We start from the raw sequence: 23,790 nt of genomic DNA on the forward strand, positions 1-23,790 counted from the left end.
TATTTACGTGGATGACGGCGGGACGACGGCGCAGGTGACGATGTGCGTTGATCAAAGAAAAATGACGATGCTTGACGAGAGCGGCAATGACGTGACGACGCAGGCGCACAGGATCCAGGTGCCGTTAGCGACAAGGATGACGCTTTCCGGTAATAACTCCTGGCTAGCCATTCAAGAACAGCAGGGAAAGGACGGGGAATGCTCTGTTGACTAAGGGGTGCGAGATGAGAAAGACGCGTTTTTCAAGGACTAGCTTATTCGTTATGCTCATAGTTGCAGGGCTCGTCTCATTTTCTTCTGTCGCAGAGGCAAGAAAAACTACTGCTGGTGGGGGTGCGTCGGCGTCGGGTGATGGTGGTGGTGAGATTGTGGCGTCGGTGACGGTGGAGTACACGACGGTCGGGTCGGGTGGTGGCGGTGGGGGTGTCACATCCTCGTCGTCGGAGACGGTGACGGTGGACCCGCTTTGCAAGTATGTTCACTTCATGAGTCCGGCCGAACTTGCGGCCAAGGGCGGGGGCAGCGCGAGCGGCAGTGTTGGGGACCTGGGCGGAGCGCAGACCCATTACACCGGTCAGGGTCTTCCGGACTATGAGAAGCACAAGAACGATACTCAGGGGAGCTGGTACGTGCGGTCCTGCGACATGCTGTACCTGTCTCCCGCTCTTGGTGGCTCTCCTGTCTCTGAGGAGGAGAGGGCTGAGGACGCTCGGGAGATCCGTGAGTTCTATGCGAGTAATCCTGATGAGTTCATCTGGGTCGAGCCCGGCGCCGGCCCGCCGGCTCCCCGCGTCTCGGCCGGTCGGCTCGCCCGGGCCGCATGGAAGGTCGTCAAGATCCCGGCCCCGACGGTGGAGACCAATCCCAAGGTCGGGGACCGGGGTGCCACCCTGGTGGGGATGGACACCTGGGTGTGGGCCACCGGGGAGACGCCGACGAGTGTCAAGGCGACGGCCACGGCTGGGGCCACGTCGGTGACGGTGAGCGCGTCGTCGTCGGGCTTGCAGCTGTCCGCCCCTGACGGCAAGGCCTCCTGCCAGGGCTTCGGTGTTGCGTGGCACCAGGGGATGCCGGAAGGGTCAAGTCCCTGCACGATCTCCTTCAACCGCTCCAGTGCTCACCTGGGCGGCACCACACCCTTGAGCATCCAGGTGGCCTACTCCGCCTCCTACACCGCCACCGACGGGACCAGCGGGACCCTGCCGGCCATCACCACCACCAGCACCGTGGACCTGCCCGTCGCCGAGGTCCAGACCCTGAACACCAACAGCAACAACCCACGCCAGAACTGACATGACAACAATGCCTGACCTCCAGGCCCCCACTGAAGTACCTCGCCCCCAGCGGGAAGGACGGGACCGTCAACACTGGTCGCGTGGAAGCGCTATCAAAATACGACTGGAGCTGGGACCCGGCAGGATTCGCAGGGCTCACGGCAGCAGTCGCCTCGGTGTCCAGCAAACGCGCCTCAACGGTGGAGAGCCCTACAGGCGGCGCCTCCGAAAGCGAGCGAGCGCACCAACTCACTGGTGTCGCCATTCATGAGCTTGCGGCGAACGTGCCTGACTACGATCCCGATGAGTGGCCGTGGCAGCAATCAGATAATGCCGTCAAGTATAATGGTGACGCAAAGGCCAACCTCGGGACTCTTCTGGCGAACTGCGCACCTGAGCTGACCCAGGCCTGGAACGCGGGCTCCGCGACCGATGCTCTAACAGGTTTCACAACAGTGGCCACAGGAGGCCTCAGCGCCCCATTCCAGACAGGAGCATCCCTGGCAACAACAACCCTGACAACCCCTCTGGTGACCGACGAGGTGTTCGGCGCAAACAAGGTCGAGTCGACCATGAATACCAACCCCGACGAGCAGATGTGGGCCTACGCGGTGCGGGACGCGGCGAACGCAAGACTGCTGGACGAGAAAGACTTCTCCGTGCCGGGCTCCGAGCAGTACGCTTGGATTACCACCAACAGCGATGGAACACACGGAATCGACCTGTCCAACGCATCCCAGGAGGATCTGAAAGACGTCAAGTCCTGGACCGACACCATCTCCAGGCACACCTCAACGATACCGGACTCCAGCGCGCCCGACGGACAAAGAACCGTCGCAGGAGACCCCTCCCTCACAGCACTAAGCAAAGAATTTATGGGAAAATCCGCTAAGGGGCGCGAAAACGGAATCGAAGACGCTAAGAACCGAAAAGGGTAGGAACAAGTTGAAAATGACAGTGAATACTCTTGTCTCACCGAGAGTGCTGTGCGGGGCTGCAACTGTTCTTCTTATTTTGAGTGGATGCTACCCTATAAACTCCATGAGAGCGGCGAAGGCATCCGCCTCAAGCACGGCAGCAGTAGCAAATAATATCCCACTGTGTGAAGTAGGCGTCACAGGAGACATCGAGAGAGTGCTGGGTCAGCAAATTCGAAAGTTTTTCTACTATCACGACAACAGTCTAAAACCTTCTTATTCTTGCACAGCGTACACATTCTCCGAACCGCAGGTTGAGGTAGCTCACTTTGAGGTGGAATATAAATCGTCTGCGGAAATAGATGTTGCAGCACTGTACGGCATCCACAATTACTCGGAGGCTGCAGCACAGCAGGACGCAACCCGCTTCACCATTGAGGGTGTCGACGGCGAAGGTGTGACGTTTCCGCTGGACACTAACAACTGGACAGCGGTGTGGCAGTACCCGGACGGCACGCTTCTCATCACACTCGTCGTACGAAACAGCTTCTATGTCGAGAAGATCTCGAACGGCGGTGAGATAGCGTCGTCTATCACCAAGATCTTCGCACCGAAAGTCCCTCAAATAGCAGCAGGACCCAGCCAGGACCTGACTTACTACCCATAGATCCAGCTAGCACTCGGAATGGACGACGCAGCACCCCTGACGCCACGACCCTCACCATCGCACTGACAACGACACCAGCCCTCCGTTATTCCAAACCAACACATGCACCGAAATAACGACGTCTAATTTACGGGTCTCAAGACAGATTATTGACGGCATGAGGATTACTCTCGGCGGCCTCAGTGGCCTCGGCAGACTCGCCCCGGAGGGCCCGGCGGCGCTCGCGGCGGGCGGCCTGCACGGCCGGGTCGGGCACGGGCACGGCCGCCACCAGGCGCCGGGTGTAGTCCTGGCGCGGGCGGGCCAGCACCTGCTCGGTGGGCCCGGACTCCACGACCCGGCCGCCACTGAGCACCACGGTGCGCGCGGCGATGGAGTCGACGACGGCCAGGTCGTGGGAGACGAACAGGCAGGCGAAGCCCAGCTCGGCCTGCAGCGAGCGCAGCAGGTCCAGGACCACCGCCTGCACGGAGACGTCCAGGGCGCTGGTGGGCTCGTCGGCGATCACCAGGCGGGGATCCAGGGCCAGGGCGCGGGCGATCGCCACGCGCTGGCGCTGGCCGCCGCTCATCTCGTGGGGGTAGCGCTCGGCCATGGCGGCCGGCAGGCGCACCGCCTCCAGCAGCTCACGCACGCGGGCCCGCCTGGCCGGGGAGTCGAAACCGCCGTGGATGAGCATGGGCTCGGCGATCGAGGCCCCCACGGTGCGCCGCGGATTGAGGGAGGAGGCAGGGTTCTGGTAGACGACGCCGGTCGATCGGCGCACGGGCAGCAGGTCGCGGCGCCTGGCCCCGGCCACCTCGACGCCGTCGACGCGCACGCTGCCCGAGGCGATGGGCACCAGCCCCGTGAGGGTCCCGGCGATCGTGGACTTGCCCGAGCCGGACTCACCCACCAGCCCCAGGACCTCGCCCGGCGCGATCGTCAGTGAGGCGTCCTGCACGGCGTGGACCGTGCGCCGCCCGTTGCGGTAGACGACGTTCAGGCCCTCGACGGCGACGACGGGCTCGGAGTCCTTCCCACCCGGCGCCTCGGACTCGCGCGCGACCGCGGCGAAGGGGTCCTCCTGGCGCAGGGAGTCCAGGCGCGGCACGGCGGCGAGCAGCTCGCGGGTGTATTCATGCCTGGGCGCCTCGAAGATCTCACGCACGGCGCCGCGCTCGACGATGCGCCCACGACGCATGACGGCGACGTCGTCGGCCACGTCCGCGACGACCGCCATGTCGTGGGTGATGAGCAGGACCGCCACGCCCTCGTCCCGGGTCAGGGAGCGCAGCAGGTCGAGGATCCCGGCCTGGACGGTGACGTCGAGGGCGGTGGTGGGCTCGTCGGCGATGAGCACCGGCGGGTCGCAGGCCATGGCCAGGGCGATGCAGGCGCGCTGGAGCTGGCCGCCGGAGAGCTGGTGGGGGTGGGAGCGGGCGATGCGCTCGAGCTCCTCGCCGCCCTTGCCGCCCAGGCCCACGCGGGTCAGCAGCTCGCGCACGCGGGCGTCGACCTCGGCGCGGCCGAGCCTGCGGGGCCCAGCGGACCGGCCGGCCCGTCCCGGTCGACGACGGCGCCCGGCACCGGCCGCTGCACCGGCCCCGCCGCCGGTCTTGCTGCTGGGCTCAGTACCGGCCTGGGTACCGGCCCGCCGGAAGGCGCCGGGGTGGGCGCGCACGGCCTCGCCGATCTGGAAGGCGATGGTCTCCAGGGGGTTCAGGGCCGTGGTCGGCTCCTGGAAGATGGTGCCGACGAGCCGCCCGCGCACGTCGTCGAGCACCGGGCGGGAGGCGCCCACGAGCTCGACGGCGAGGGCGGCGGCCCCAGCAGCGGCCCCAGCGGCGCCGGTCCCGTCTCCGTCACCGGCGGGGTCGACGACGCGCGCCGAGCCGGAGACGGTGGCGGTGGGAGGCAGCAGACCCAGGGCGCCCAGCGCGGTCACCGACTTGCCGGAGCCGGACTCGCCCACGAGGGCCTGGACCCGGCCGGGCCGCAGGTCCAGGTCGATCCCGGTGGAGGCGGGCGCGTCGGAACCGGCGAAGGTGACGCCGAAGCCGCGCAGGCTCAGCGCCGCCCCGACGGCGTCGAGCTGGGCAGGGCCGGCGGCACCAGCAGCGTCAGCCGCCCCAACCGCTCCGCCGGCGCCGTCGGCCGGGGGCTGGGGCACCTCGTCCCTCGGCGCACCGGCGTCCCGGGTCCGCTCACTCATGAGGCGCTCACTCCGATCACCTGGTAGCTGGGGTAGGCGGGGTAGGACTCGACGAAGAGCCCGGCCACGCCCGAGCCGTGCAGGAAGGAGTTGCGCCGGTAGGCCAGGGGCACCACGGGCACCTCCTCGGCGATCCTGCGGTCCAGGGCCGCCCACTGGGTCTGGGCCGCCGTGGCGTCGAGATCGGCCTGGGCCTGGGTGATGGCAGCGTCGACCTCGGCGTTGGAGTAGCGGGCGTAGTTGACGCCGCCGGAGCCGATCTCGGAGGAGGCGAACAGCGGCTGGATGTTGGCGTTGGCCGAGGGGTAGTCCGGGTTCCAGCTGGCGATGGCCAGGTCGTAGGTGGAGCCGTCGCCCTTGGTGGCGCGCTCGGTGAAGGTGTCGGGCTCGACCGCCTCGATGGTCACCTGCAGGCCGGCCTCCTTGAGGGACTGGCCCACGGCCTCGGCGACCGCCTTGGAGGCGGCACGGTTGTCGGTGAGCAGCACCAGGCCCGGCACGGTCTTGCCGGTCAGCAGCTCCTTGGCCCTGGCGGCGTCGTGGGGGTAGAGGTCGTAGTCCTGGCGGCCGGGGATGCCCGGGGTGATGTAGGTGGTGGCCGCCTGGGCGCCCAGCTCCCCACCCAGGGCGGCGACGACGGCGGCCTTGTCGACGGCGTGGGCGATGGCCTTGCGCACGTCGAGGTCGCTGACGCGCTCGACGTTGATGGCCAGGAAGGTCAGCGGCCCGCCCTCGGGACTGGTGGCCAGGCGCGACTTGGCGCTCTCGTTGGCCGAGACCTGGGCGAGCTGGGCGGCCGAGACGAGGTCGGCGCCGAAGGCGTGGCGGTCGTCCCCGGAGTCGGCGATGAGCCGCTGGGAGGCGGTGGTCTCGTCCTGGCCCAGGGAGAAGGTGAAGGTGTCGGGCAGGGCGAGGCGCACGTCGTCGGTGTCCTTGGACCAGCTCGGGTTGCGCGTCAGCGTGATGGACGAGCCCTGCTTGTACTCGCCGACCTGGTAGGGCCCCGAGGCGACGGGCTCATGGGAGTAGGTGGCGGGGTCGTCGCCCTCGGGGACCGGGGCGAAGGCCGGCTGGGCGACGATCCAGGGCCAGTCGCCGAAGGCCCGCGCGAGGTGGAAGACGATGGTGGACTCGTCGGGGGTCTCGATGGAGTCCAGGTGGGCGCCGGAGTAGGGGCCCTGGTAGCCCTCGGCGCCGGCCAGGAGGGACTTGTGGTAGCCCAGGCCGCCGGACAGGGCCGGGGCGAAGGAGCGCTCGACGCCGTGCTTGATGTGGGCCGAGGTGATGGCTGAGCCGTCGGAGAGCTTGAGGCCCTTCTTGAGGGTGAAGGTCCAGGTCCGGCCGTCGTCGGAGACCTTGCCGGTGTCGGTGGCCAGGTCGGGGGCGAGCTCGACGGGCTTGCCCGGCGCCAGCCTCCAGGTGGTCAGGCGCCGGTGGACCAGGCCCAGCGAGGTCATGGGCATCGACTGGCTCTTGGCGGGGTCCCAGCCGACGTCCGAGGCGGAGGTCAGGACCGTCAGGTTGCCGCCGGCCTTGGCGCTGGCCGAGGCGCCCGACGACGAGCGCGAGTTGGCCCCGCAGGCGGCCAGGGTCAGCGCAGTCAGGGCGGTCATGCCGGTGCCGGCCAGGAAGGCGCGGCGCGAGCCGATGAGGGTGCGGTGGGTGTCAGACATGGGTGTCCTTCCTGTGCTGCGGTCGACCCGTGGTGGGCCGCCGGGTCGGGGTCCCGACGCCGTCGGCGCCGGAGGAGGGGTGGGAGGGTCCGGCGGGGCCAAGAGGCTGCCGGCCGGCTAGAGGCGGGGGTCGATGAGGGTGGCGACGACGTCGGCCAGGAGGTTCGCGACGATGACGAAGGCGGCCGCCACGAGCGTGACTCCCATGACGACGGGGACGTCGGAGGTGCCGACGGCGTCCATGAGGAGGGCGCCCAGGCCCTGCATGGAGAAGACGCGCTCGGTGATGACCGCGCCGCCCAGCAGGCCGCCCAGGTCGAGGGCGAAGTAGGTGACCACCGGCAGGGAGATGTTGCGCATGACGTGGCGGCCCACGACCCGCCGCTCGGGCAGGCCGACGGCGCGGGCGGTGCGCACGTAGTCCTCACCGAGGTTCTCCAGCATCTCGCCGCGCACCATGCGGGCGTAGACGGCCGCGGAGATGAGGGCGAGCACGCACCAGGGCAGGATGAGGTGCCAGGCCCAGTCCAGGGGGCTCTCGGCGAAGGGGACGTAGCCGGACACCGGCACCATGTCGAGGGTGAAGCCGAACAGGAGGATGCCCAGCAGCCCCACGAGGTAGGCCGGGGAGGAGACACCCAGGACGGTGCCGGTCATGATGGTGCGGTCCAGGCGCGAGCCGCGCCTGAGGGCGGAGACAACACCGGCGCCCACGCCGATGGCCAGCCACAGGACGGCGGCGCCCACGGCGATCGAGGCGGTCACGGGCAGGCGGGTGGCCACGAGGTCGCTCACCGGCGTCGACAGGCGGAAGGAGTAGCCCAGGCAGGGGGCGGCGCAGGAGATGGCGCCGGAGCCCTCGCCGAAGGTGCGCCCGGCGACGATTCCCTGGAGGTAGTGCCAGAACTGGGTGTACCAGGGCAGGTCGTAGCCCATGAAGGTGCGGGCGCGCTCAAGGTTCTCCGGGGTGCAGGGCTTGCCGCAGGCCAGGGTGGCCGGGTCGGAGGGCCACAGGGAGAAGATGGCGAAGGTGATGAAGACGATGATGACGAGGGTGAGCAGGGTGCGGGCCAGCCGCAGGCTCAGGAAGCGCAGGCGGTTCATCGTCTCTCACCGGTCCTGGGGTCGAGGGCGTCGCGCAGGCCGTCGCCGAAGAGGTTGAAGGCCAGGGTCACCAGGAACAGGGCGGCGCCCGGAAAGACGAGGTACCAGGGGTCGGTGGCGACCCAGGTGATGGCCGAGCCGATGGAGCGGCCCCAGGACGGCGTCGGCGGGGGCACGCCCACCCCGAGGAAGGACAGGGCGGCCTCGGCGGTGATCTTGCCGGGGATGGAGATGGTGGTGAGCACGATGATGGTGGCCACGAGGTTGGGCAGGACCTGGGTGGTCATGATGTGCAGGCCTCCGGCGCCCATGGCGCGCGAGGCGCCCACGAAGGTGCGCTTGCGCACGGCCATGGTCCGCGAGCGCAGGACGCGGGCGGTCGAGGGCCAGCCGAGGATCCCGATGATGAGGATCATGACCGGTAGGCGCGGGGCGGTGGCGGGGATGATCGCGGAGATGGCGATCATGAAGACCAGATGGGGGAAGCCGAGGGTGATGTCGGTCAGGCGCGAGACGATGGCGTCCCACCAGCCGCCGAGGTAGCCGGCGCTCAGCCCCAGGGCGATGGCGATGGCCATCGACAAAACGGTGGCGCCCATGCCGATGGAGAAGGAGGTGCGGGTGCCCTCGACGACGACGGCGAACAGGTCGCGGCCCGTCTGCGGCTCGACGCCGAAGGGGTGGGCGGCGCTGACGCCGCCCAGGGGGCCGGCTGGGACGCCGGAGGGGGTGAGCAGGTCGAGGTGGTAGGTGTAGGGGTCCACGCCGAAGGCGCGGGTGATCCAGGGGGCGAGGAGGGCCACGAGGGTGGTGGCGATGACGACGGCGCCTCCGGCCAGGGCCCAGCGGTCGGCGGCCAGGCGGCGCCAGACCTGACGGGAGCCGCCGGGGCGCTCGTGGAAGGCGCGGTCGGCCGCGGGGGCCGGGGCGTCGGCGAGGTCAGTCGGGTCGGCTGCGCCGGTCGCGTCAACGGTGGAAGCGGCGTCGACGGAGTCAGCGGGGCTGGTCGTGGCGGCGTCGGAGACAGGGGTGTCCGGGGTGGACGAGTGCACGGGGGCACCTCACAGGGTGTCAGGAGCAGGGCGCTCAGCGAATAGGACGAGGGGCTGTCGTCAGCGACAGCAACAGCTCCACATTCGCTTGCCCATGACGTTCTCCTTGACGGCGCCTGAAGATAACGAGCAGACAGTAGCAGGAAGTCTGACGAACCGGGAAAGTCGTCTCAGTCACGCAGGCCGGAGCCGCGGGCGCGCCTCCCGACCCTCCGCACTCCGCAGCGCTCCTCATTGCTCCGCGGCTCGTATCGAGTTCGTAGGGTAGGCCTCGCGTTCGTACCCTCTACCCCTCGAATGCGAGACATAAGGTACGACCGCGGCGTCGGCGGAGCGCCTGCTCCGCTGCCTCTCACAGTCGGGCGGTGCGAGTGGGGTCGAGGCGCAGGTCGACGCGCTCGCCGCAGGCGTAGGGGCGCTGGGCCAGTGCGGTGGCACGGGCGGGTTCGCCTTCACTGTCATCACCGGCGACGGGTGCGGCACCGGCCCGCTCGGCTAACTCGGCCCGCTCAGTCAGCTCAGCCAGCCCGGCGAGCTGCGCGGGATCCAGCTCGACCTCGGCCTCCCACTGGCCACGGCGTAGTCGGGAGGCCCGCACGGTGCCATGCAGCATCGGGTTCTGCAACACCGGGAGCTCAGCCGCCGCAGACGCCTTGGTGTCCGTGGGCGACTGAGAGTACTCGCCCGCAGACCGGGACGTCACACCGACCTCACGAGCCTCACCAGACTCAAGGGCGTCAGTCGCAGCCCGCGACGCACCCTCCTGCCCGGGCTCCGAATCCTCCGAAGTGTCACAGCGGGAGACTTTTACCCCCGCACCAGCACCCGCTTTCCGGATTGCGGCGTTGGAATCATGCGGTTCCTCATCACCCGAGGCACTTAAAAGTCTCCGGGAGTGACACTTTTCGCCCTTCACACCCCCTTGTTCCTGCGGCCCGCCCGGCGCGCCGACCACGCGAAGCGCGCCGGGGGCCAGGGCGAGGTCGCCGATGACGTCGAGTCCCAGGAACCGCGCCACCTTGCGACTGCCGGGGTCGGCCCATAGGCGCTCGGGGGTGTCGATGCGCAGGAGCCGGCCGGCCTCCATGACGCCGACCCGGTCGGCCACGGTCATGGCCTCGTCCTGGTCGTGGGTGACGTAGAGCGCGGTGGTGCCGCCCCGGCGCAGGATTGCGCGCACATCGGTGGCCAGCTGCTCGCGCAGCGCCCGGTCCAGGGCGGACAGGGGCTCGTCGAGCAGCAGGACCCGGGGCGCCGGAGCCAGCGCCCGGGCCAGGGCCACCCGCTGGGCCTGACCGCCGGACAGGGTCGTCACCCGGCGCCGCTCGAACCCGGGCAGGCCGACGAGCCGGAGCATCTCGCGCACCCGCTCATCGCGGCGGGCGCGCGGCAGACCGGTAAGTCCGTAGGCGATGTTGCCGCCGACGTCGCGGTGCTCGAAGAGCTGGCCGTCCTGGAACATGAGGCCGAAGCCACGCTTGTGGACGGGTACGCGCACCATGTCCCGCCCGCCCCAGGCGACCTCGCCGCCGGCCACGTCCTCCAGGCCGGCCACCGCCCGCAGCAGCGAGGACTTCCCCGAGCCGGAGGCCCCCAGGAGGGCGACGACCTCCCCGGCGCTCACCTCCAGGTCGACGCCGTCGACGGCGCGCAGGTTCCCGTAAGTCACGGCGAGCCCGCGCACCGACAGGCCCGCAGAAGCGCTGGTACCACTGGTCTCCGGGCTCATCGCCGCCCACCTCCGTTCGCTCCGGCCACCGCGCGGCCGCCTCCACGTCCTCCTCCGGGCCCGAACCGGGTCTGGAGCCACTCGCAGCCGAGCATGACGGCGGCGCTGCCCACCGCCAGGACCACACCGCCGGCCAGGGCCATCCCCTGGTTCTGGGAGCCGGGGCTGCCGATGAGCCGGTAGACGACCACCGGCAGCGTCGGCTCCTGGGGCCGAGCCAGGAACGACGTCGCCCCGAACTCCCCCAGTGAGGTCGCCAGGGCGAAGCCGGCCGCCAGCCCGCCGGCGCGCAGCAGCTGGGGCCCGTCCACGGTCAGCAGCACCCGGACGGGCCCGGCCCCCAGGGCGGCCGCGGCCTCGCGCTGGCGCGGGTCGATGGCGCGCAGCGCCGGCAGCAGGGTACGCACCACGAGCGGCACGGCCACCACGGCCTGCGCCAGCGGCAGGATCCACCAGGAGCGGGTCAGGGCCAGCGGCGGGCGCGCCAGGGTGATGAGGAAGCCGAAGCCGACTGTCACGGCGGAGACGCCCAGCGGCAGCATGAAGACGGCGTCGAGCCCGGTGATGACCCGGGCCAGCGCCCGGCTGCGGGGCCGGCGCGAGACGACCAGGCAGACGGCCGCCCCCAGCGTCAGGGCGATGGCCGCGGCCGCCACGGCCACGCTCACCGAGTTGGCGGCCGCCTCCCACACGGTCACGAGCAGGGCGCTGCGCCCGCCGGTCGTGCCCAGGTCGGTGTAGTTCGCCAGGGTCCAGACGCCGTCGCGCTGCAGCGAGCGCACCACGAGCACCGCCATCGGCGCCACCAGCAGCCCCACGACCGTGGCAGCGGTGACCGCGAGCGCGGGGGCGTCGGCGGCGCGCAGCCGCGGGGCCGGGACCTCGGTGCGCAGGCGCAGGCGCGTCTGGGTGGCGGCGCGCGCCCGCTCGGCCACCCACAGGGCCAGCGCGATGACGCCGAGCTGGACCACGGACAGGACGGCGGCGCCCCGCAGGTCGAGGTACTGGGTGGTCAGCCGGTAGATCTCGGTCTCGATGGTGCCGATCCCCACCCCGCCGAGCACGAGCACCACCCCGTAGGCGGTGGCGCAGAACAGGAAGGTCAGGGACGCGGCCGAGGCGATCGCGGGCGCCAGCGCGGGCAGGGTGACGGTGGCGAAGGCCCGACCCGGCGATGCCCCGAGCGCCCGGGCGGCCTCCACGGCGCGCGGGTCGAGCCGCGACCACATGGTGCCCACGGTGCGCACCACGAGCCCGTAGTTGAAGAAGGCCAGCGCGGCCACGACCGCGGTCAGCGTCCCGTCCAGCCCCAGGGCCTCCAGGGGGCCGCCGCGGGTGACCAGGGCGTGGAAGGCGACGCCGACGACGACGGTCGGCAGCACGAAGGGCACGGTGACCACCCCGCGCAGCAGGTCGCGTCCGGGGAAGGAGCGCCGGTAGAGCACGAGGGCCCCGGGGACGCCGAGGGCCACGCACACGGCGGTGCCGAGGGTGGCCTGGGTGAGGGTCTGCCCCAGGATCCGCCAGGTGCGTTCGCGGGTGAGGACCTCGCCGAAGCCGCCCAGGTCCAGGGCGCCGTCCGGGGCGAGGCCGCGGCCCATGAGCGTGGCCACGGGCCAGGCGAAGAAGACCGCCAGGAAGGCCAGCGGGCAGGCCACGGCCAGACTCCAGCCGATGCGCTCGCCCCAGCCCGGGCGGGGCCCGCCGGGTCCGCCCGGCCGGCCCCGCCCGCTGCCGGTCCCGGCGTCGGCTCGCGCGGTGACTCCTCCGACCGGCCCTTCCGCCGACGGCTGCGCATCAGCGGCCACCCCGGCCGGGACAGCCGTCGCCATGGGCTGGGAGCCCCCGACGGCTGAGCGGGCTGAGGCGGTGGAGGCGGCCGGCTCGGTCCCGGCGCCGGCTCGCGAGCCGACGTCGGGTCCCGGGGTCTCCTCGCGCGGCCCGGTCACTTGCCGACGGCCTCGGTCCAGGTGTTCAGCCACTCCTCGCGGTGGGCGGTGATCTCCTCGGGCTCCACGCTCACCGGCGCGATGGACAGCGGCCCGAACTTGGTCAGGGCCTCGGGCAGGGTGGCGTCGGGCAGGACCGGGTACATGTACATCTGGCCGGGGATGTCCTCCTGGACGGCCTTGGAGAGCATCCACTCCACGAAGGCCTTGCCGCCCTCGGGGTTGGCGGCGCCCTTGAGGACCCCGGCGTACTCGACCTGGCGGAAGGCGGTGTCCAGCAGGGCGGAGGTGGAGCTGGAGGCGCCGTCGTCGGAGACCGTGAAGGAGGGGGAGGAGGCGTAGGAGACGACGACGGGGTAGGTGCCCTTGCCGCCGGCGGAGAAGTCGGTCTCGTAGGCGCTGGTCCAGTCCTCGGCGATCCGGGCGTCGTTGGCGGCGAGCTGCTTCCAGTAGTCGGCGAAGGAGCCTGCGCCGAAGTGGCCGATGGTGGCCAGCAGCCAGGCCATGCCGGGCGAGGAGTTCGTGGGGTTGATAGCCACGAGCAGGCCCTTGTACTCGGGTTTGGTCAGGTCCTCGAAGGTGGCCGGAGGCGTGAGGCCCTTGCCGGTGAAGTAGCCGGTGTCGATGTTGAGGCAGACGTCTCCGACGTCGATCGGGGCGAGGGCCGGGGTGTCGGCGACGACGTAGCCCTCGGCGCTCTGGGGCAGGGTGACGGTGGCGGAGGTGTCGATGACGCCCTGGTCGAGGGCGCGGGAGGCGTAGGTGTTGTCGATGCCGAAGACGGCGTCGCCCAGCGGCGCGTCCTTGGTCAGGACGAGCTTGTTGACCAGGGCGCCGGCGTCGCCGGAGGTGGCGACCTTGAGGGTGTAGCCGGTCTCGGAGGTGAAGGCCTTGATGAGGTCGTCCGAGACGTGGAAGGAGTCGTGGGTGACGACCGTGACGGTCTTGGAGTCGGTCTTGCCGCTCCTGCCGCAGGCGGCCAGGCCCAGGCCGACGGCGCCGGCGGCGGTGCCGGCGAGCAGTGCGCGGCGGCTGAGGGTCGGGCGGGCGGGCAGCAGTGCTCGGGCGGACGAGGCCGGGCGGGCGGGTCGGGCCGGCCGGCGGCCGGACTGAGTGGACTGGGTAGTCATATGTGCCTCCGATGGTTCTCCGGAGGGCCCGGCGGCCACCTGCGGCGCGCCGGGGAGATGTCTCGACTTCCTTCGCCGGTGCTAACCGGAGCAGGTTCGAGGGTCTGCGGGCTTCCGCACTCTCAGCGCCGTCGGCGGCGGCCCATCGGCCAGTCGGGGCCGGGCCGACGACGGGGCGCTCCCCTGTCGTTGCAGGTCAACTGTAGTTCCCCGCCCGCCGCCGACACCAACTCCGGCGCGAGGACCCTGAGACCGGTCTCCAGGGGATCCCAGTGGTATCGGTGTCCAGGCAGCGGACATGAACGCCGCGGACACGTCACGACCCGAACGCGAGCCGCAGGATTCCGCGGGGTCAGAGCACAGGCCCCTGAGGTCGGGGCGCCTCCTGAGCGCGGGGCCGTCTCAGCCGGGAACCCAAGCGCAGAAGCTCGGTGAGGCCGCCGTCAAAGTCGTCCCTCCTGGACACTTTCACACCGATCGCACCACTGGCGTCCACCAGCTCCGACCCCAGGGCGGCTCATCCGCTGAAACCGGATGACCCCACACCTCATGACGCCGAAGCTCTGGCGGCAACCGCCTCAACTGCGACGGCGAGCGGGTCCACATCATGATGCCCAGCGCTGCGATCCCAGCCCCTCGCGTTCGTGGGGTAGGTCGCGCGGTCGTACCCTCTACCCCTCGAACGCGAGACCTAAGGTACGACCGCGCGCCCGCAGCAGCCGGCGCCAGGCCCGTCGGACTCGCCCGCTCACCCGCACCCCCGCCGTCTGAAGCCCGCCAACCTCACCCCTGGGAGGAGCCGAGGAGAGCTCCGTCATCCCAAGGGCGGAGAGGGCCGCCCCGCGAATCGTCCCAAGGGCGCTCACGCCCACCTCGCGGCGCCTCCTAGCCTGGTCACAGGAGCGCGGGGCGGCACCGCCCGACTCCGGACCTATGATGAGCGCCGGCTCGTCGGCCCTCCGCCGTCCCGCTCCATGCCGGGAAGCGCTCACTCCCCAGCGACCAAGAAAAACGAGCCCCCTGCACCACGAGAGGAACCCACCCGATGCACGCACCCTGGTTCTTCTCCGCACTACTGGTCGACGTCGCCATCCTGGTGCCGTGGTGGCTGCTCCTGAGGGCCTCGCGGCGCCGCGACAACCGCCGGCTGCGCAACGGGGTCCTGTTCCTGCTCCTGGCTGGCTCCGCGTTGGGCGTACTGCTCCACCTCACCTCCCTCATCCCGACCCTCAACGTCCCGGTGGGGCTGGCAGCCGCCGCCTTCTTCCTGCTCATCACCCTCATGCCGTTCCTGCTCATGCTCAACGGCGTCGTCCTCATCCGCCGTGAGGGCCGGCGTCTGAGCAACCTGCTGTGCCTGATGGCCGGACTGGGCCTCATCGCCACACCGGTGGCTGCCCTGTTCCTGGTGGCCACCGCCAGCCCCTGGGCCCTGCTGGCGGCCGCCCTCATGTTCTGCGCCTGCGCCTACCTGGGTGTCTTCCTGCTCATCTTCTTAGCCCAGACGGTGGTGCAGCGGATCTGGGGCGGTCGCCGGGCCGTGCCGCACCCCGACGTCGTCGTGGTGCACGGCGCCGGCCTCATCAACGGGAGGGTCGGGCCCCTGCTGGGCTCGCGCATCACGGGCGGCATCGACGCCTGGCGCGACGAGGACGCCCTGCGCCCCGGGGTCCCGCTGCTGGTCATGAGCGGCGGGCAGGGCCCCGACGAGCCGGTCAGCGAGGCGCGCGCCATGGCCGACTACGCGATCGCCCGCGGCATTCCCGCCGAGCGGATCCTCCTGGAGGACCGCTCGACGACGACCCGCACGAACATCGCCTGCACCCGCGACCTCCTGGCCGAGCGCGGCATGGCCGACCCCCAGGTGCTGCTGGTCACCAGCTCCTTCCACGCGGTGCGCACCGCGATCCTCGCCTCCGACATGGGGGTGCCCTGGGCGGTGGCGCCGGCCCGCACGGCCTGGTTCTACATCGTCAACGCCTGGCTGCGCGAGTACATCGCCGTGCTGACCTACCGGCGCCGGCCCGCCCTCGTCTGCGCCGTGATCGCCGGGTTCTTCTTCGTTCCGTACGCGCTGCTGGTCCTCGGCGCCTAGGTCGGGCCGCGAAAGCCTGTCGGGCGTCGAGCAACTGTTTCAGAACACTCGTTCTTGACCGGTCGTTCCAGAATGCTTATTCTGGATTCGTGGGACGACGACGCACCTTCGTCGAGAGCGAGGCCATCGGTTCCGCGACGGCGGTCTTCGCCGAGCGCGGTTTCGCGGGAGCCTCCGTGGACGACCTGGTCCGGGCCACCGGCGTCAACCGCGCCAGCCTCTACGGGGTCTTCGGATCCAAGGACGGCCTCTTCCAGCGCTGCCTCGCCGAGGCACTGGCCGCTCTGAGCCCCCAGGCCCCTCGGGCCGACACCGCCGAGGCCGTCAATGTCTCCGCCGCCTCGACCGCCGCCTCAAGCAGCACTGCTACGGCCGGTCACGAGCAGCTCGACCTCATCCTCGTGGCCCTCATGGAGATCGCCCCCCGGGACCCGGCCGTGCGCGAGGACCTGGAGGGCGCCCTGAGCCGGGTGGGCATCACGGCCGAGACGCTCGGTCAGCGCCTGCTGGAGCGAGCCGGCGCTGCGACGTCGAGCCCAGCCGCGTCGACCACATCGGCCACATCAGCCACCTCGACCTCACCAGCACCGACCCCGCCGTCGGCGTAGCACGTGCCGGCCTCACCGCCACCAACCAGCCACAGCAGCATCCAGCCACCCTGCCCGCGAGAGGAGCAGACATCATGAGCCGCAACACCGTCACCCTCACCGACACCACCCTGAACGTCGAGCCGCACGGGTTGGACCAGATCTGGTCCTTCACCTCCCGGCTGGAGTTCCCGCTCGCGCACGTGCGCGGGGCCACCCACGACCCCGGCCTGCGCAACGAGCCCAAGGGATGGCGCGGCCCCGGCCTGCAGGTGGGAGGCAAGCTCTCCGGGACCTTCCACGCCAACGGCACGGCGCAGTTCTGGAACATCTCCGGATACGAGAACACGCTGGTCATCACCCTGGAGGACGAGCGCTTCACGCACCTCTACCTCACGGTCGACGACCCTGCCGGCCTGGCCGCCCGGATCAACGCCGCCGCCCGCTCCGCCCAGGCGTGAGCCCGCCTGAGCCCGCCGATGCCCGGCCGGGCAATCCGGCCGGGCGCCGGCGCCACGCGGGCGCGCACTGGCTGCGCCGTCGGCGCATCTGCGGCATGATCAGGACAAAGTGGTGCCGACGTCGTCGGTCCACCGCCATCACTCAGGCACCTACGCAACCGCCCGCCGGGGCTAAAGGAGGACTCAATGAGCGCACAGGACCCCGTCGAGATCGACCAGTCCACCGACTTCATGTGGAAGGCGACCGCGGCCGTGGCCACCCTCGCCTCCGGTTTCGTGGCCGAGAAGGTCGTGGCGCTGGGCTGGCGGGCGATCACCGGCAAGCCCGCCCCGCGCGAGGAGGACCAGCTCCTCAACTACCAGCTGGCCGAGGTCGTCGCCTTCGCGGTCATCTCCGGGGCCACCATCACCCTGGTGCGCGAGCTCGGGCTGCGCCAGGCCGCCAAGTGGTACAGCGCCCGCCGCCCCGACTCCCCCTACGCGCAGCGCGCCATCGGCAGCTGATCGCCACTCAGGGGCGCCCCGACACCGCCCGCTGAGGCTCAGAGGCTGAAACCGGCCTCGCCGCGCAGGAAGCTGCCGATCTCCTCGACCTCGGTCGCGGCGGCGTCCACGATCGCGACGATCTGCGCCTCGGTGACGCCCGCGGCCAGGCACCACGAGGCGCGGGCGATGACGTCGCCATCGGTGTCGGCTCTGGTCTCCGCAGCCGCATCCTCTGCCGTCGATGCAGCCTCCCCGGCGGCGGCCGCATCGCTGATCACCTCGCCCATGCGATCGGCGAAGCCCGTACGCAGCCCCAGGACCCGGCTGGAGACGTTCCAGTCGTTGGTCATCATTGGGCCCAGGACCCGGTCCACCGGGCCCATACCGCTCCATCGCGTCGCCACGACGAGCTCGGCCCCCTTCACCGCGACCACCAGCTCTCGGGCATCGTCACCGATCGGGATGATGATGGCGTCGTCCTTCTCCAGGAAGTCGTACTCGGGGCTCAGCGCCTCCACGACCAGTGGCAGGGTCAGCGCGGGCGGCTCAGGAGAGACGCGACCGGGATCCTGGGACCCGAACAGGTCCAGGATCGCGGCCTCGGCCTGGCCGTCGTCGAGCATGTTCGGCTCGGCGAACTCGTCAGGCTCGCCGGACTCGGCATCGTCACCATCGGCGTCGTCCCGCTCCATCCTGAGCGCCTCGAGCATGGCCTGCCCCAGTGCCTCCTCCCGGCTGCCCAGCATCTCGGGCTGCGCGAGCACCTTCTCCATCGTGGCGGCGAAGGCGTCGTGGATCCCCAGCTCCACCGGGTCCAGGCCCTTGGCCTCGGCGATTTTGGAGGCCTGGGTCAGGAGCATGGTGGCCCGGTTCATGTCGCTGTCGACGAGCCCCCGGGCCTGCTCGACCAGCTGGGCCACGGCCTCGGCGGGCTCCCCGTCCAGGTCGGCCAGCAGCTCCTCGGGGCCGGCGGGCACCTGGATCCCGGCCTCCTGGGCGAAGTCGTCGAAGCGAGTCTGCGGGAAGGTGCTCTCCAGGAAGTTCTCGAAATCCATGCACGCATCGATGGCGTCACGTAGGTAGTGGCCGAGCTGGTCGTTGGTCATCCCGGCGGACACCGGCAGCGTGGAGGTGGCGCACAGGCGCACCGAGTCGTCCCCGGGCGAGGAGATGACATAGGCCCGCAGCATGTCCTCGTTGTCCGGGCTCGCGTTCCAGGACTCGACGATCATGCACAGCGCCTCCTCCATGTAGAACGGCGCCCTCGAGTGCCACTGGATGGAGACGCTCAGCAGGCTGGGATCCGCCTGGAACCTCAGGGAGCTGTTGTCGGTCAGGCCCACGAGCGACCCGTCGCCGCTGCTCATCACCGGGGCGCCGACACCGTCCAGGATCTTCTTGACCCGGGCGAGCGTGACCTTCGTCGGCCTGGGGGTGGCGGGCTTGCGAGGCGTGGCGGACCGGCGGGTCCTACTGGTCGGCTTCTTGCGAGGGGGCACGGCTGCTCCTGTCACTGGTGGTCGGGCACAGGGTCGGTCGGGGGCTGTCATTGGATCAGGGCTGCGGGAGGCGGGAAGACGCGCGGCGCCTGGGCGCCGCCGGCCAGCACCGTAGCGATCCTCCCTGAGATCTCCATGGGTTGACACGCCGCTCCACTCCCAGGTGTCACTCCGGGCGACTTTTCCAGCCGCGAATCGCCCACCTGCACCGCGCGCGCCTCCGGCGCCGTCGCGTCTGCCCAGGTCAGGACGGGTTGGCCAGAAGTCGCCCGAAGCACCGCCGCTCACCGCACGCCGAAAAGTCGCCAGGAGTGACAGTTTCGCCTGCGGCGCCCATCTCACCCACACCGGCGCGCGCCCAAGAGAGGCTCGCGCCGCCCCGTCCCCTCGACCACGGCTCCTGACCGGCCCGCGGGTAGGCTGACGGGAGCGCCAACGGTGTGCCGCGCAGGCGACCCTCCGGGGCGCCGTCGGCCCACCTCCGCGCGTTTCCGCCTTTGCCTTCGGAGACCTGAGGAAACCCGACCCGATGAGTGCCGTGCAGATCGTCTGTGTCGCCGTCGTCGTCATCGCCACGACGATCGGCCTGGCAGTTTTCGCACGCGCCTGTTTCACTATTGGCGCCCGCATGGCCGTGGGTCGCGCGACCGCGCCGCAGCGGCTGCGTCCGGTCGGCCGGCGCCTGGCGCTCACGCTGGGCGCGCTCGTGGGCCACACCGCCTTCAAGGGCCGTCCCTTCGTCAAGGCCGCCCACTGGCTGGTCATGGTCTCCTTCCCGCTGCTGTTCCTCACACTGGTGGCCGGCTACGGGCAGGTGCTGGGCGGACCCAGCTTCGCGCTGCCGCTCATCGGCCACGCCGCCTGGTGGGCCTGGATCGTCGAGCTCATCGCCTGGCTGTCGACGGCCGGGATCGTGGGGCTGACGGTCCTGCGCTGGCGCCTGACCCGGGCCGGGCGGGCCGCCCCGCCCTACGCCCCCGACTCCGAGGGCGGCAAGCGCCCGCGCACCTCGCGCTTCGCCGGGTCGACGTCGGCTCAGGCGAAGTTCGTCGAGGCCACGATCATCGGCGTGGTCGCCTGCGTGCTGGCCCTGCGGATGCTGGAGCACGCCCACCTGGCCCTGTCCCCCGACCCGGCCGAGCGCGCCCTGGCCTCCTGGACGCACTTCCCGCTGACGGCCTGGACCGGCGGCCTGCTCACGCCCCTGGGCGCCGGGGCGCTGGGCGAGGCGATCGTCGTCGTCGCCACCGTCAAGGTGGTGCTGTCGATGAGCTGGTTCGTCGTGGTGGGCCTGCAGCCCTCGATGGGCGTGGCCTGGCACCGGTTCCTGGCGATCCTCAACGTCTACGCGCGCCGCGAGGTGGACGGCTCCAAGGCCCTGGGCCCGCTCCAGCCGCTCATGGTGGGCGACGAGCCCCTGACCGAGGCGACCATGGACACGCTGGAGGAGGCCATGGAGGCCGCCGACTCCGGCGAGGGACCGGAAGTGCGCCTGGGCGTGGGCCGCATCGAGGACTTCACCTGGAAGGGCCTGCTGGACTTCTCCACCTGCACCGAGTGCGGCCGCTGCCAGGACCTGTGCCCGGCGTGGAACACCGGCAAGCCCCTGTCGCCCAAGCTGTTCGTCATGGCGCTGCGCGACCACCACGCCGCGGCCGCCCCCTACCTGCGGGCCGCGGGGGCCCTCGGGGTCGAGCCCGACGACGTCACCGAGGAGATGGTGGCCGAGCGCCCCACCTCCGGCGGTCTGGTGGGCAAGGCGCTGGGCATGCACGACGGGCTGGCGCGCGAGACGAACCTGGGCCTGGAGCCGGGCACCGCCCACACCGGCGACGTCCTCGGCGCGCTGCTGGCCGCCAAGGCCGCCCCCACCGAGACGGGCGTGGCCACGCATCCGACCCCCTTGGCCGGGGAGGTCATCCCCGCCGACGTCCTGTGGGCCTGCACCACCTGCGGGGCCTGCGTGGACCAGTGCCCGGTGGACATCGAGCACGTCGACCACGTCGTCGACGTGCGCCGCCAGCAGGTGCTCATGGAGTCGGCCTTCCCCAAGGAGCTCGGCGGCATGTTCCGCAAGATGGAGTCCAAGGGGAACCCGTGGGGGCTGCCGGCGCGCAAGCGCATGGACTGGGCCAAGAACCTGGACTTCGAGGTGCCGGTCATCGGCGACGACGTCGAGAGCGCCGCGGAGGTCGACTACCTGTTCTGGGTGGGTTGCGCCGGCGCCTATGAGGACCGCGCCAAGAAGACGACCCGGGCGGTGGCCGAGCTGCTGCACACCGCGGGGGTGAGCTTCGCGGTCCTGGGCGACGCCGAGACCTGCACCGGCGACCCGGCCCGGCGCGCCGGCAACGAGATCCTCTACCAGATGCTCGCCGCGCAGAACGTGGAGACCCTGAGCGAGGTCGGGGCGCAGAAGATCGTGGTGACCTGCGCGCACTGCTTCAACACGATCTCGCGGGAGTACCCGCAGATCGGGGGCCGCTACGAGGTCCTCCACTACACCCAGCTCCTCAACCGTCTCGTGCGCGAGGGCCGGCTGCGCCCCCTGCCGCCGCAGGCCGCGGAGCAGGCTGCCGATGAGCCGACGGCGCCGTCGTCGCCTGCCGCTCCTGAGGGGGGCGACGGCGAGACCGCCGGCAACCGGGCCGCCGAATCCGCTGAGGTTCCGGCCGAGGCGACCCCCGCCTCGGAGGCGGGCAAGGCGGGCGGCGAGTCCGCCGCGACCGGAGACTCACCTGCCGACGACGCTCCGGCGGCGTCGGGCCGGGAGGCGACCAGTACGGCGGCGAGCGAGCCTGCCGTCCCGACTGTGACGTACCACGACGCCTGCTACCTGGGCCGCCACAACCAGGTCTACTCCCCGCCGCGCGAGCTGCTGGAGGCGACCGGCGCGACCACCGTGGAGATGCCGCGCAGCCGCGACCGGGGCTTCTGCTGCGGGGGCGGCGGGGCGCGCGCCTTCATGGAGGAGACGATCGGGACTCGCATCGCCGTGGAGCGCTCGCGCGAGGCCATCGGCACCGGCGCTCAGGTCATCGCCACGGCCTGTCCCTTCTGCACCACGATGCTCTCCGACGGTGTCGCCTCCGAGGGCGCCGACGTGCGGGTCACCGACGTCGCCACCCTCATGCTGGAGGCCGTGCGCCGCGGCGGCGAGTAGGCGGGGACATTCGACGCCGGCGGGGACCTCCTTTTCCGGGCGGGGACATCCTGCGCGTGCGGGTGCGGGTTTTCTGTCCCCGTACGCGTCAAAGGTCCCCGTACGCGCGGCGACGCCCCGCCGGTGCGTGTCAGCCCCCGTCCTCGCCGCCGGCGGCGCTCTCCCCCAGGCTCCCACCGCGCTTTCGCGCCCGCAGGCCCTCCCAGTACTCCAGGCGTTCGCGGATGCGCCGCTCGTGACCGTTGGCAGTGGGCTCGTAGAGGGGCCGCCGCTCGACGCCGTCGGGCAGGTAGTCCGCGCCGGAGAAGCCCTCGGTCGTGTCCGGATCGTACTCGTATCCCTCGCCGTAGCCGAGGTCCTTCATGAGTCGGGTGGGGGCGTTGAGGATGTGGGCCGGCGGCATGAGTGAGCCGGTCTCGCGGGCCAAGCGCGCCGCCCTGCCGTAGCCGCGGTAGACGGCGATCGACTTGGGCGCGGTGGCCAGGTACACGACCGCCTGCGCGATGGCGAGCTCACCCTCGGGCGAGCCCAGGCGCTCGTAGGCGTCCCAAGCCGCCAGCGTCATCTGCAGGGCGGCCGGGTCGGCCATGCCGACGTCCTCGCTGGCGAAGCGCACCAGGCGCCGCACCACGTAGAGCGGGTCCTCGCCCCCGCCCAGCATCCGCGCCAGCCAGTACAGGGCGGCGTCCGGGTCGGAGCCGCGCATCGACTTGTGCAGAGCCGAGATGAGGTTGTAGTGCTCCTCGCGGGACTTGTCGTACAGGGGCGCCCGGGAGGCGACGACGGCGCGCAGCCCCTCGACGTCGAGCAGCCGGGAGCCGGCTGGTCCGGCCCCGCCCGCACTGCCAGGCTCATCAGCAGCGCCAGGCGCGTCCGCGCCCGACCGAGCGCCACCCGCCCCGCCCCGGTCGGTCACCGCTCCGGCCGGCGCCCGGCCGCCGGCGGCCTGGGAGGCGAGGACCTGCTCGACCATGCCCAGCAGGTAGCGACCGTCGCCGTCGGCCATGGACAACAGGGCGGTGCGGGCCTCGGCGGTCACGGCGAGGCCGCGGCCGGTCAGGGACTCGGCGCGCGCCAGCAGCTCGGTCAGGGCCGTCTCGTCCAGGCGACGCAGCACCATCACCTGGCAGCGCGACAAGAGGGCGCCGTTCAGCTCGAAGCTCGGGTTCTCCGTGGTGGCGCCGACCAACACGACCGTCCCGTCCTCGACGTAGGGCAGGAAGGAGTCCTGCTGGGCGCGGTTGAAGCGGTGGATCTCGTCGACGAACAGGAGCGTGCCCTGCCCGATCTCGCGACGGCGGGCCGCGGCGGCGAAGACCTTGCGCAGGTCGGCCACCCCGGAGAAGGTCGCCGAGACCTGCTCGAAGACCAGGCCGGTGCGGTCGGCCAGGAGGCGGGCGACCGTCGTCTTGCCGCAGCCCGGCGGGCCCCACAGGATGATGGAGGACAGGCGGCCGGAGGCCACCATGCGGCCCAGCGGGGCGTCCGGGGCGAGCAGCTGGTCCTGGCCGACGACGTCGTCGAGCGCCCGCGGGCGCAGCCGGTCGGCCAGCGGGCGGGACGGGTCGTCGACGAGGCCGGAGCCGTCGGGACCGGCGGCGTCGAACAGTGAGGGCGAGTCCGGTTCGGGCGCGTAACGAGCCATGCCCCGAGCGTAGGGGCCGGTGCCGACACGAACACTGGTCGCACGCCGCCAACTCTGTCCGGGCGGGGACATCCTGCGCGTACGGGTGCGGGATTTCCGTCCCCATACGCGCAGGATGTCCCCGCCCAGAGCCGCACGCACCCGTCGGCGTCGAATGTCCCCGTA

The 23,790-nt window shown here is 71.1% G+C and carries 16 protein-coding genes, 2 pseudogenes and 1 riboswitch; of the genes and pseudogenes, 9 read left to right on the top strand and 9 right to left on the bottom strand.

Translation table 11 applies throughout. The annotated features are described in order from the left end of the window. The 4 genes and pseudogenes from HCR68_RS13980 to HCR68_RS10325 form a co-directional block, all read left to right on the top strand. Positions 1-214, top strand: a pseudogene (locus HCR68_RS13980) (hypothetical protein); the annotation flags it as partial. A 271-nt stretch (positions 215-485) separates the two neighbouring features. Next, entirely contained in the window at positions 486-1,292 is an 807-nt protein-coding gene (locus HCR68_RS10315; protein WP_243859052.1) for a hypothetical protein, read from the top strand. 32 nt (positions 1,293-1,324) lie between these two features. Then, positions 1,325-2,212 carry a DUF6571 family protein gene (locus HCR68_RS10320; RefSeq protein WP_347878330.1) on the top strand — a complete coding sequence of 296 codons (888 nt, stop codon included), beginning with the start codon at positions 1,325-1,327 and terminating at the stop codon, positions 2,210-2,212. 103 nt (positions 2,213-2,315) lie between these two features. Continuing rightward, on the top strand, positions 2,316-2,858 hold the full coding sequence (locus tag HCR68_RS10325; protein WP_243859053.1) for a hypothetical protein: 543 nt from the start codon (positions 2,316-2,318) through the stop codon (positions 2,856-2,858). Between the two features lie 136 nt (positions 2,859-2,994). Here HCR68_RS10325 and HCR68_RS10330 read toward each other — a convergent pair whose 3' ends face one another. The 7 genes and pseudogenes from HCR68_RS10330 to HCR68_RS10360 all read right to left on the bottom strand — a co-directional run bounded on the left by HCR68_RS10330 (position 2,995) and on the right by HCR68_RS10360 (position 13,689). Further along, positions 2,995-5,052, bottom strand: coding sequence for an ABC transporter ATP-binding protein (locus HCR68_RS10330; protein ID WP_243859054.1), 2,058 nt, complete (start codon positions 5,050-5,052; stop codon positions 2,995-2,997). Next, positions 5,049-6,725: an ABC transporter substrate-binding protein gene (locus HCR68_RS10335; RefSeq protein WP_167149208.1), complete on the bottom strand. Its 1,677-nt coding sequence runs from the start codon at positions 6,723-6,725 to the stop codon at positions 5,049-5,051. The genes HCR68_RS10330 and HCR68_RS10335 overlap by 4 nt, the downstream gene beginning before the upstream one ends. Before the next feature lie 117 nt (positions 6,726-6,842). Beyond that, positions 6,843-7,829, bottom strand: a complete 987-nt coding sequence (locus HCR68_RS10340) for an ABC transporter permease (protein ID WP_167149210.1) — start codon at positions 7,827-7,829, stop codon at positions 6,843-6,845. Further along, complete coding sequence (locus tag HCR68_RS10345) at positions 7,826-8,881, bottom strand: ABC transporter permease (RefSeq protein ID WP_167149212.1); 1,056 nt, start codon at positions 8,879-8,881, stop codon at positions 7,826-7,828. The genes HCR68_RS10340 and HCR68_RS10345 overlap by 4 nt, the downstream gene beginning before the upstream one ends. A 919-nt stretch (positions 8,882-9,800) precedes the next feature. Next, positions 9,801-10,610: pseudogene (locus HCR68_RS14540) on the bottom strand (ABC transporter ATP-binding protein); the annotation flags it as partial. Next, on the bottom strand, positions 10,607-12,559 hold the full coding sequence (locus HCR68_RS10355) for an iron ABC transporter permease (RefSeq protein ID WP_243859056.1): 1,953 nt from the start codon (positions 12,557-12,559) through the stop codon (positions 10,607-10,609). The pseudogene HCR68_RS14540 and the gene HCR68_RS10355, both read right to left, overlap by 4 nt. Further along, positions 12,556-13,689 (bottom strand): thiamine ABC transporter substrate-binding protein, encoded by a 1,134-nt coding sequence (locus tag HCR68_RS10360; RefSeq protein WP_243859057.1) that lies wholly within the window; start codon positions 13,687-13,689, stop codon positions 12,556-12,558. The genes HCR68_RS10355 and HCR68_RS10360 overlap by 4 nt, the downstream gene beginning before the upstream one ends. Before the next feature lie 50 nt (positions 13,690-13,739). Next, a riboswitch (TPP riboswitch) is annotated at positions 13,740-13,884 on the bottom strand. 850 nt (positions 13,885-14,734) lie between these two features. Between HCR68_RS10360 and HCR68_RS10365 the strand changes: the two genes are divergently transcribed. The 4 genes from HCR68_RS10365 to HCR68_RS10380 all read left to right on the top strand — a co-directional run bounded on the left by HCR68_RS10365 (position 14,735) and on the right by HCR68_RS10380 (position 17,336). Next, a complete protein-coding gene (locus HCR68_RS10365) occupies positions 14,735-15,784 on the top strand; it encodes a YdcF family protein (RefSeq protein WP_167149214.1) in 1,050 nt (349 codons plus the stop codon). An 89-nt stretch (positions 15,785-15,873) separates the two neighbouring features. Further along, a complete protein-coding gene (locus HCR68_RS10370; RefSeq protein ID WP_167149216.1) occupies positions 15,874-16,392 on the top strand; it encodes a TetR/AcrR family transcriptional regulator in 519 nt (172 codons plus the stop codon). Between the two features lie 74 nt (positions 16,393-16,466). Next, positions 16,467-16,832 carry a hypothetical protein gene (locus HCR68_RS10375; protein WP_167149218.1) on the top strand — a complete coding sequence of 122 codons (366 nt, stop codon included), beginning with the start codon at positions 16,467-16,469 and terminating at the stop codon, positions 16,830-16,832. A 186-nt stretch (positions 16,833-17,018) separates the two neighbouring features. Continuing rightward, the gene (locus HCR68_RS10380) at positions 17,019-17,336 is read left to right on the top strand and encodes a DUF4235 domain-containing protein (RefSeq protein ID WP_167149220.1); all 318 of its coding nucleotides are present in this window, start codon (positions 17,019-17,021) and stop codon (positions 17,334-17,336) included. A 38-nt stretch (positions 17,337-17,374) separates the two neighbouring features. Here the strand turns inward: HCR68_RS10380 and HCR68_RS10385 are convergent, their stop codons facing one another. Continuing rightward, entirely contained in the window at positions 17,375-18,817 is a 1,443-nt protein-coding gene (locus tag HCR68_RS10385) for a YbjN domain-containing protein (RefSeq protein ID WP_167149222.1), read from the bottom strand. A 529-nt stretch (positions 18,818-19,346) separates the two neighbouring features. Here HCR68_RS10385 and HCR68_RS10390 point away from each other — a divergent pair. Then, positions 19,347-21,980: a (Fe-S)-binding protein gene (locus HCR68_RS10390; RefSeq protein WP_167149223.1), complete on the top strand. Its 2,634-nt coding sequence runs from the start codon at positions 19,347-19,349 to the stop codon at positions 21,978-21,980. A 130-nt stretch (positions 21,981-22,110) separates the two neighbouring features. Here HCR68_RS10390 and HCR68_RS10395 read toward each other — a convergent pair whose 3' ends face one another. Next, positions 22,111-23,625 carry a replication-associated recombination protein A gene (locus tag HCR68_RS10395; protein WP_167149225.1) on the bottom strand — a complete coding sequence of 505 codons (1,515 nt, stop codon included), beginning with the start codon at positions 23,623-23,625 and terminating at the stop codon, positions 22,111-22,113. Positions 23,626-23,790: the final 165 nt, after the last annotated feature.

It is taken from the genome of Actinomyces sp. ZJ308 (genome assembly GCF_011752065.1).
Classification (GTDB): Bacteria; Actinomycetota; Actinomycetes; order Actinomycetales; family Actinomycetaceae; genus Actinomyces.

Coding starts and splice junctions, on each gene's coding strand:
- HCR68_RS10335 (WP_167149208.1), bottom strand. CDS start 6,725: ATGTCTGACACCCACCGCACCCTCATCGGCTCGCGCCGCGCCTTCCTG.
- HCR68_RS10375 (WP_167149218.1), top strand. CDS start 16,467: ATGAGCCGCAACACCGTCACCCTCACCGACACCACCCTGAACGTCGAG.
- HCR68_RS10360 (WP_243859057.1), bottom strand. CDS start 13,689: ATGACTACCCAGTCCACTCAGTCCGGCCGCCGGCCGGCCCGACCCGCC.
- HCR68_RS10330 (WP_243859054.1), bottom strand. CDS start 5,052: ATGAGTGAGCGGACCCGGGACGCCGGTGCGCCGAGGGACGAGGTGCCC.
- HCR68_RS10365 (WP_167149214.1), top strand. CDS start 14,735: ATGCACGCACCCTGGTTCTTCTCCGCACTACTGGTCGACGTCGCCATC.
- HCR68_RS10380 (WP_167149220.1), top strand. CDS start 17,019: ATGAGCGCACAGGACCCCGTCGAGATCGACCAGTCCACCGACTTCATG.
- HCR68_RS10340 (WP_167149210.1), bottom strand. CDS start 7,829: ATGAACCGCCTGCGCTTCCTGAGCCTGCGGCTGGCCCGCACCCTGCTC.
- HCR68_RS10390 (WP_167149223.1), top strand. CDS start 19,347: ATGAGTGCCGTGCAGATCGTCTGTGTCGCCGTCGTCGTCATCGCCACG.
- HCR68_RS10325 (WP_243859053.1), top strand. CDS start 2,316: ATGAGAGCGGCGAAGGCATCCGCCTCAAGCACGGCAGCAGTAGCAAAT.
- HCR68_RS10315 (WP_243859052.1), top strand. CDS start 486: ATGAGTCCGGCCGAACTTGCGGCCAAGGGCGGGGGCAGCGCGAGCGGC.
- HCR68_RS10395 (WP_167149225.1), bottom strand. CDS start 23,625: ATGGCTCGTTACGCGCCCGAACCGGACTCGCCCTCACTGTTCGACGCC.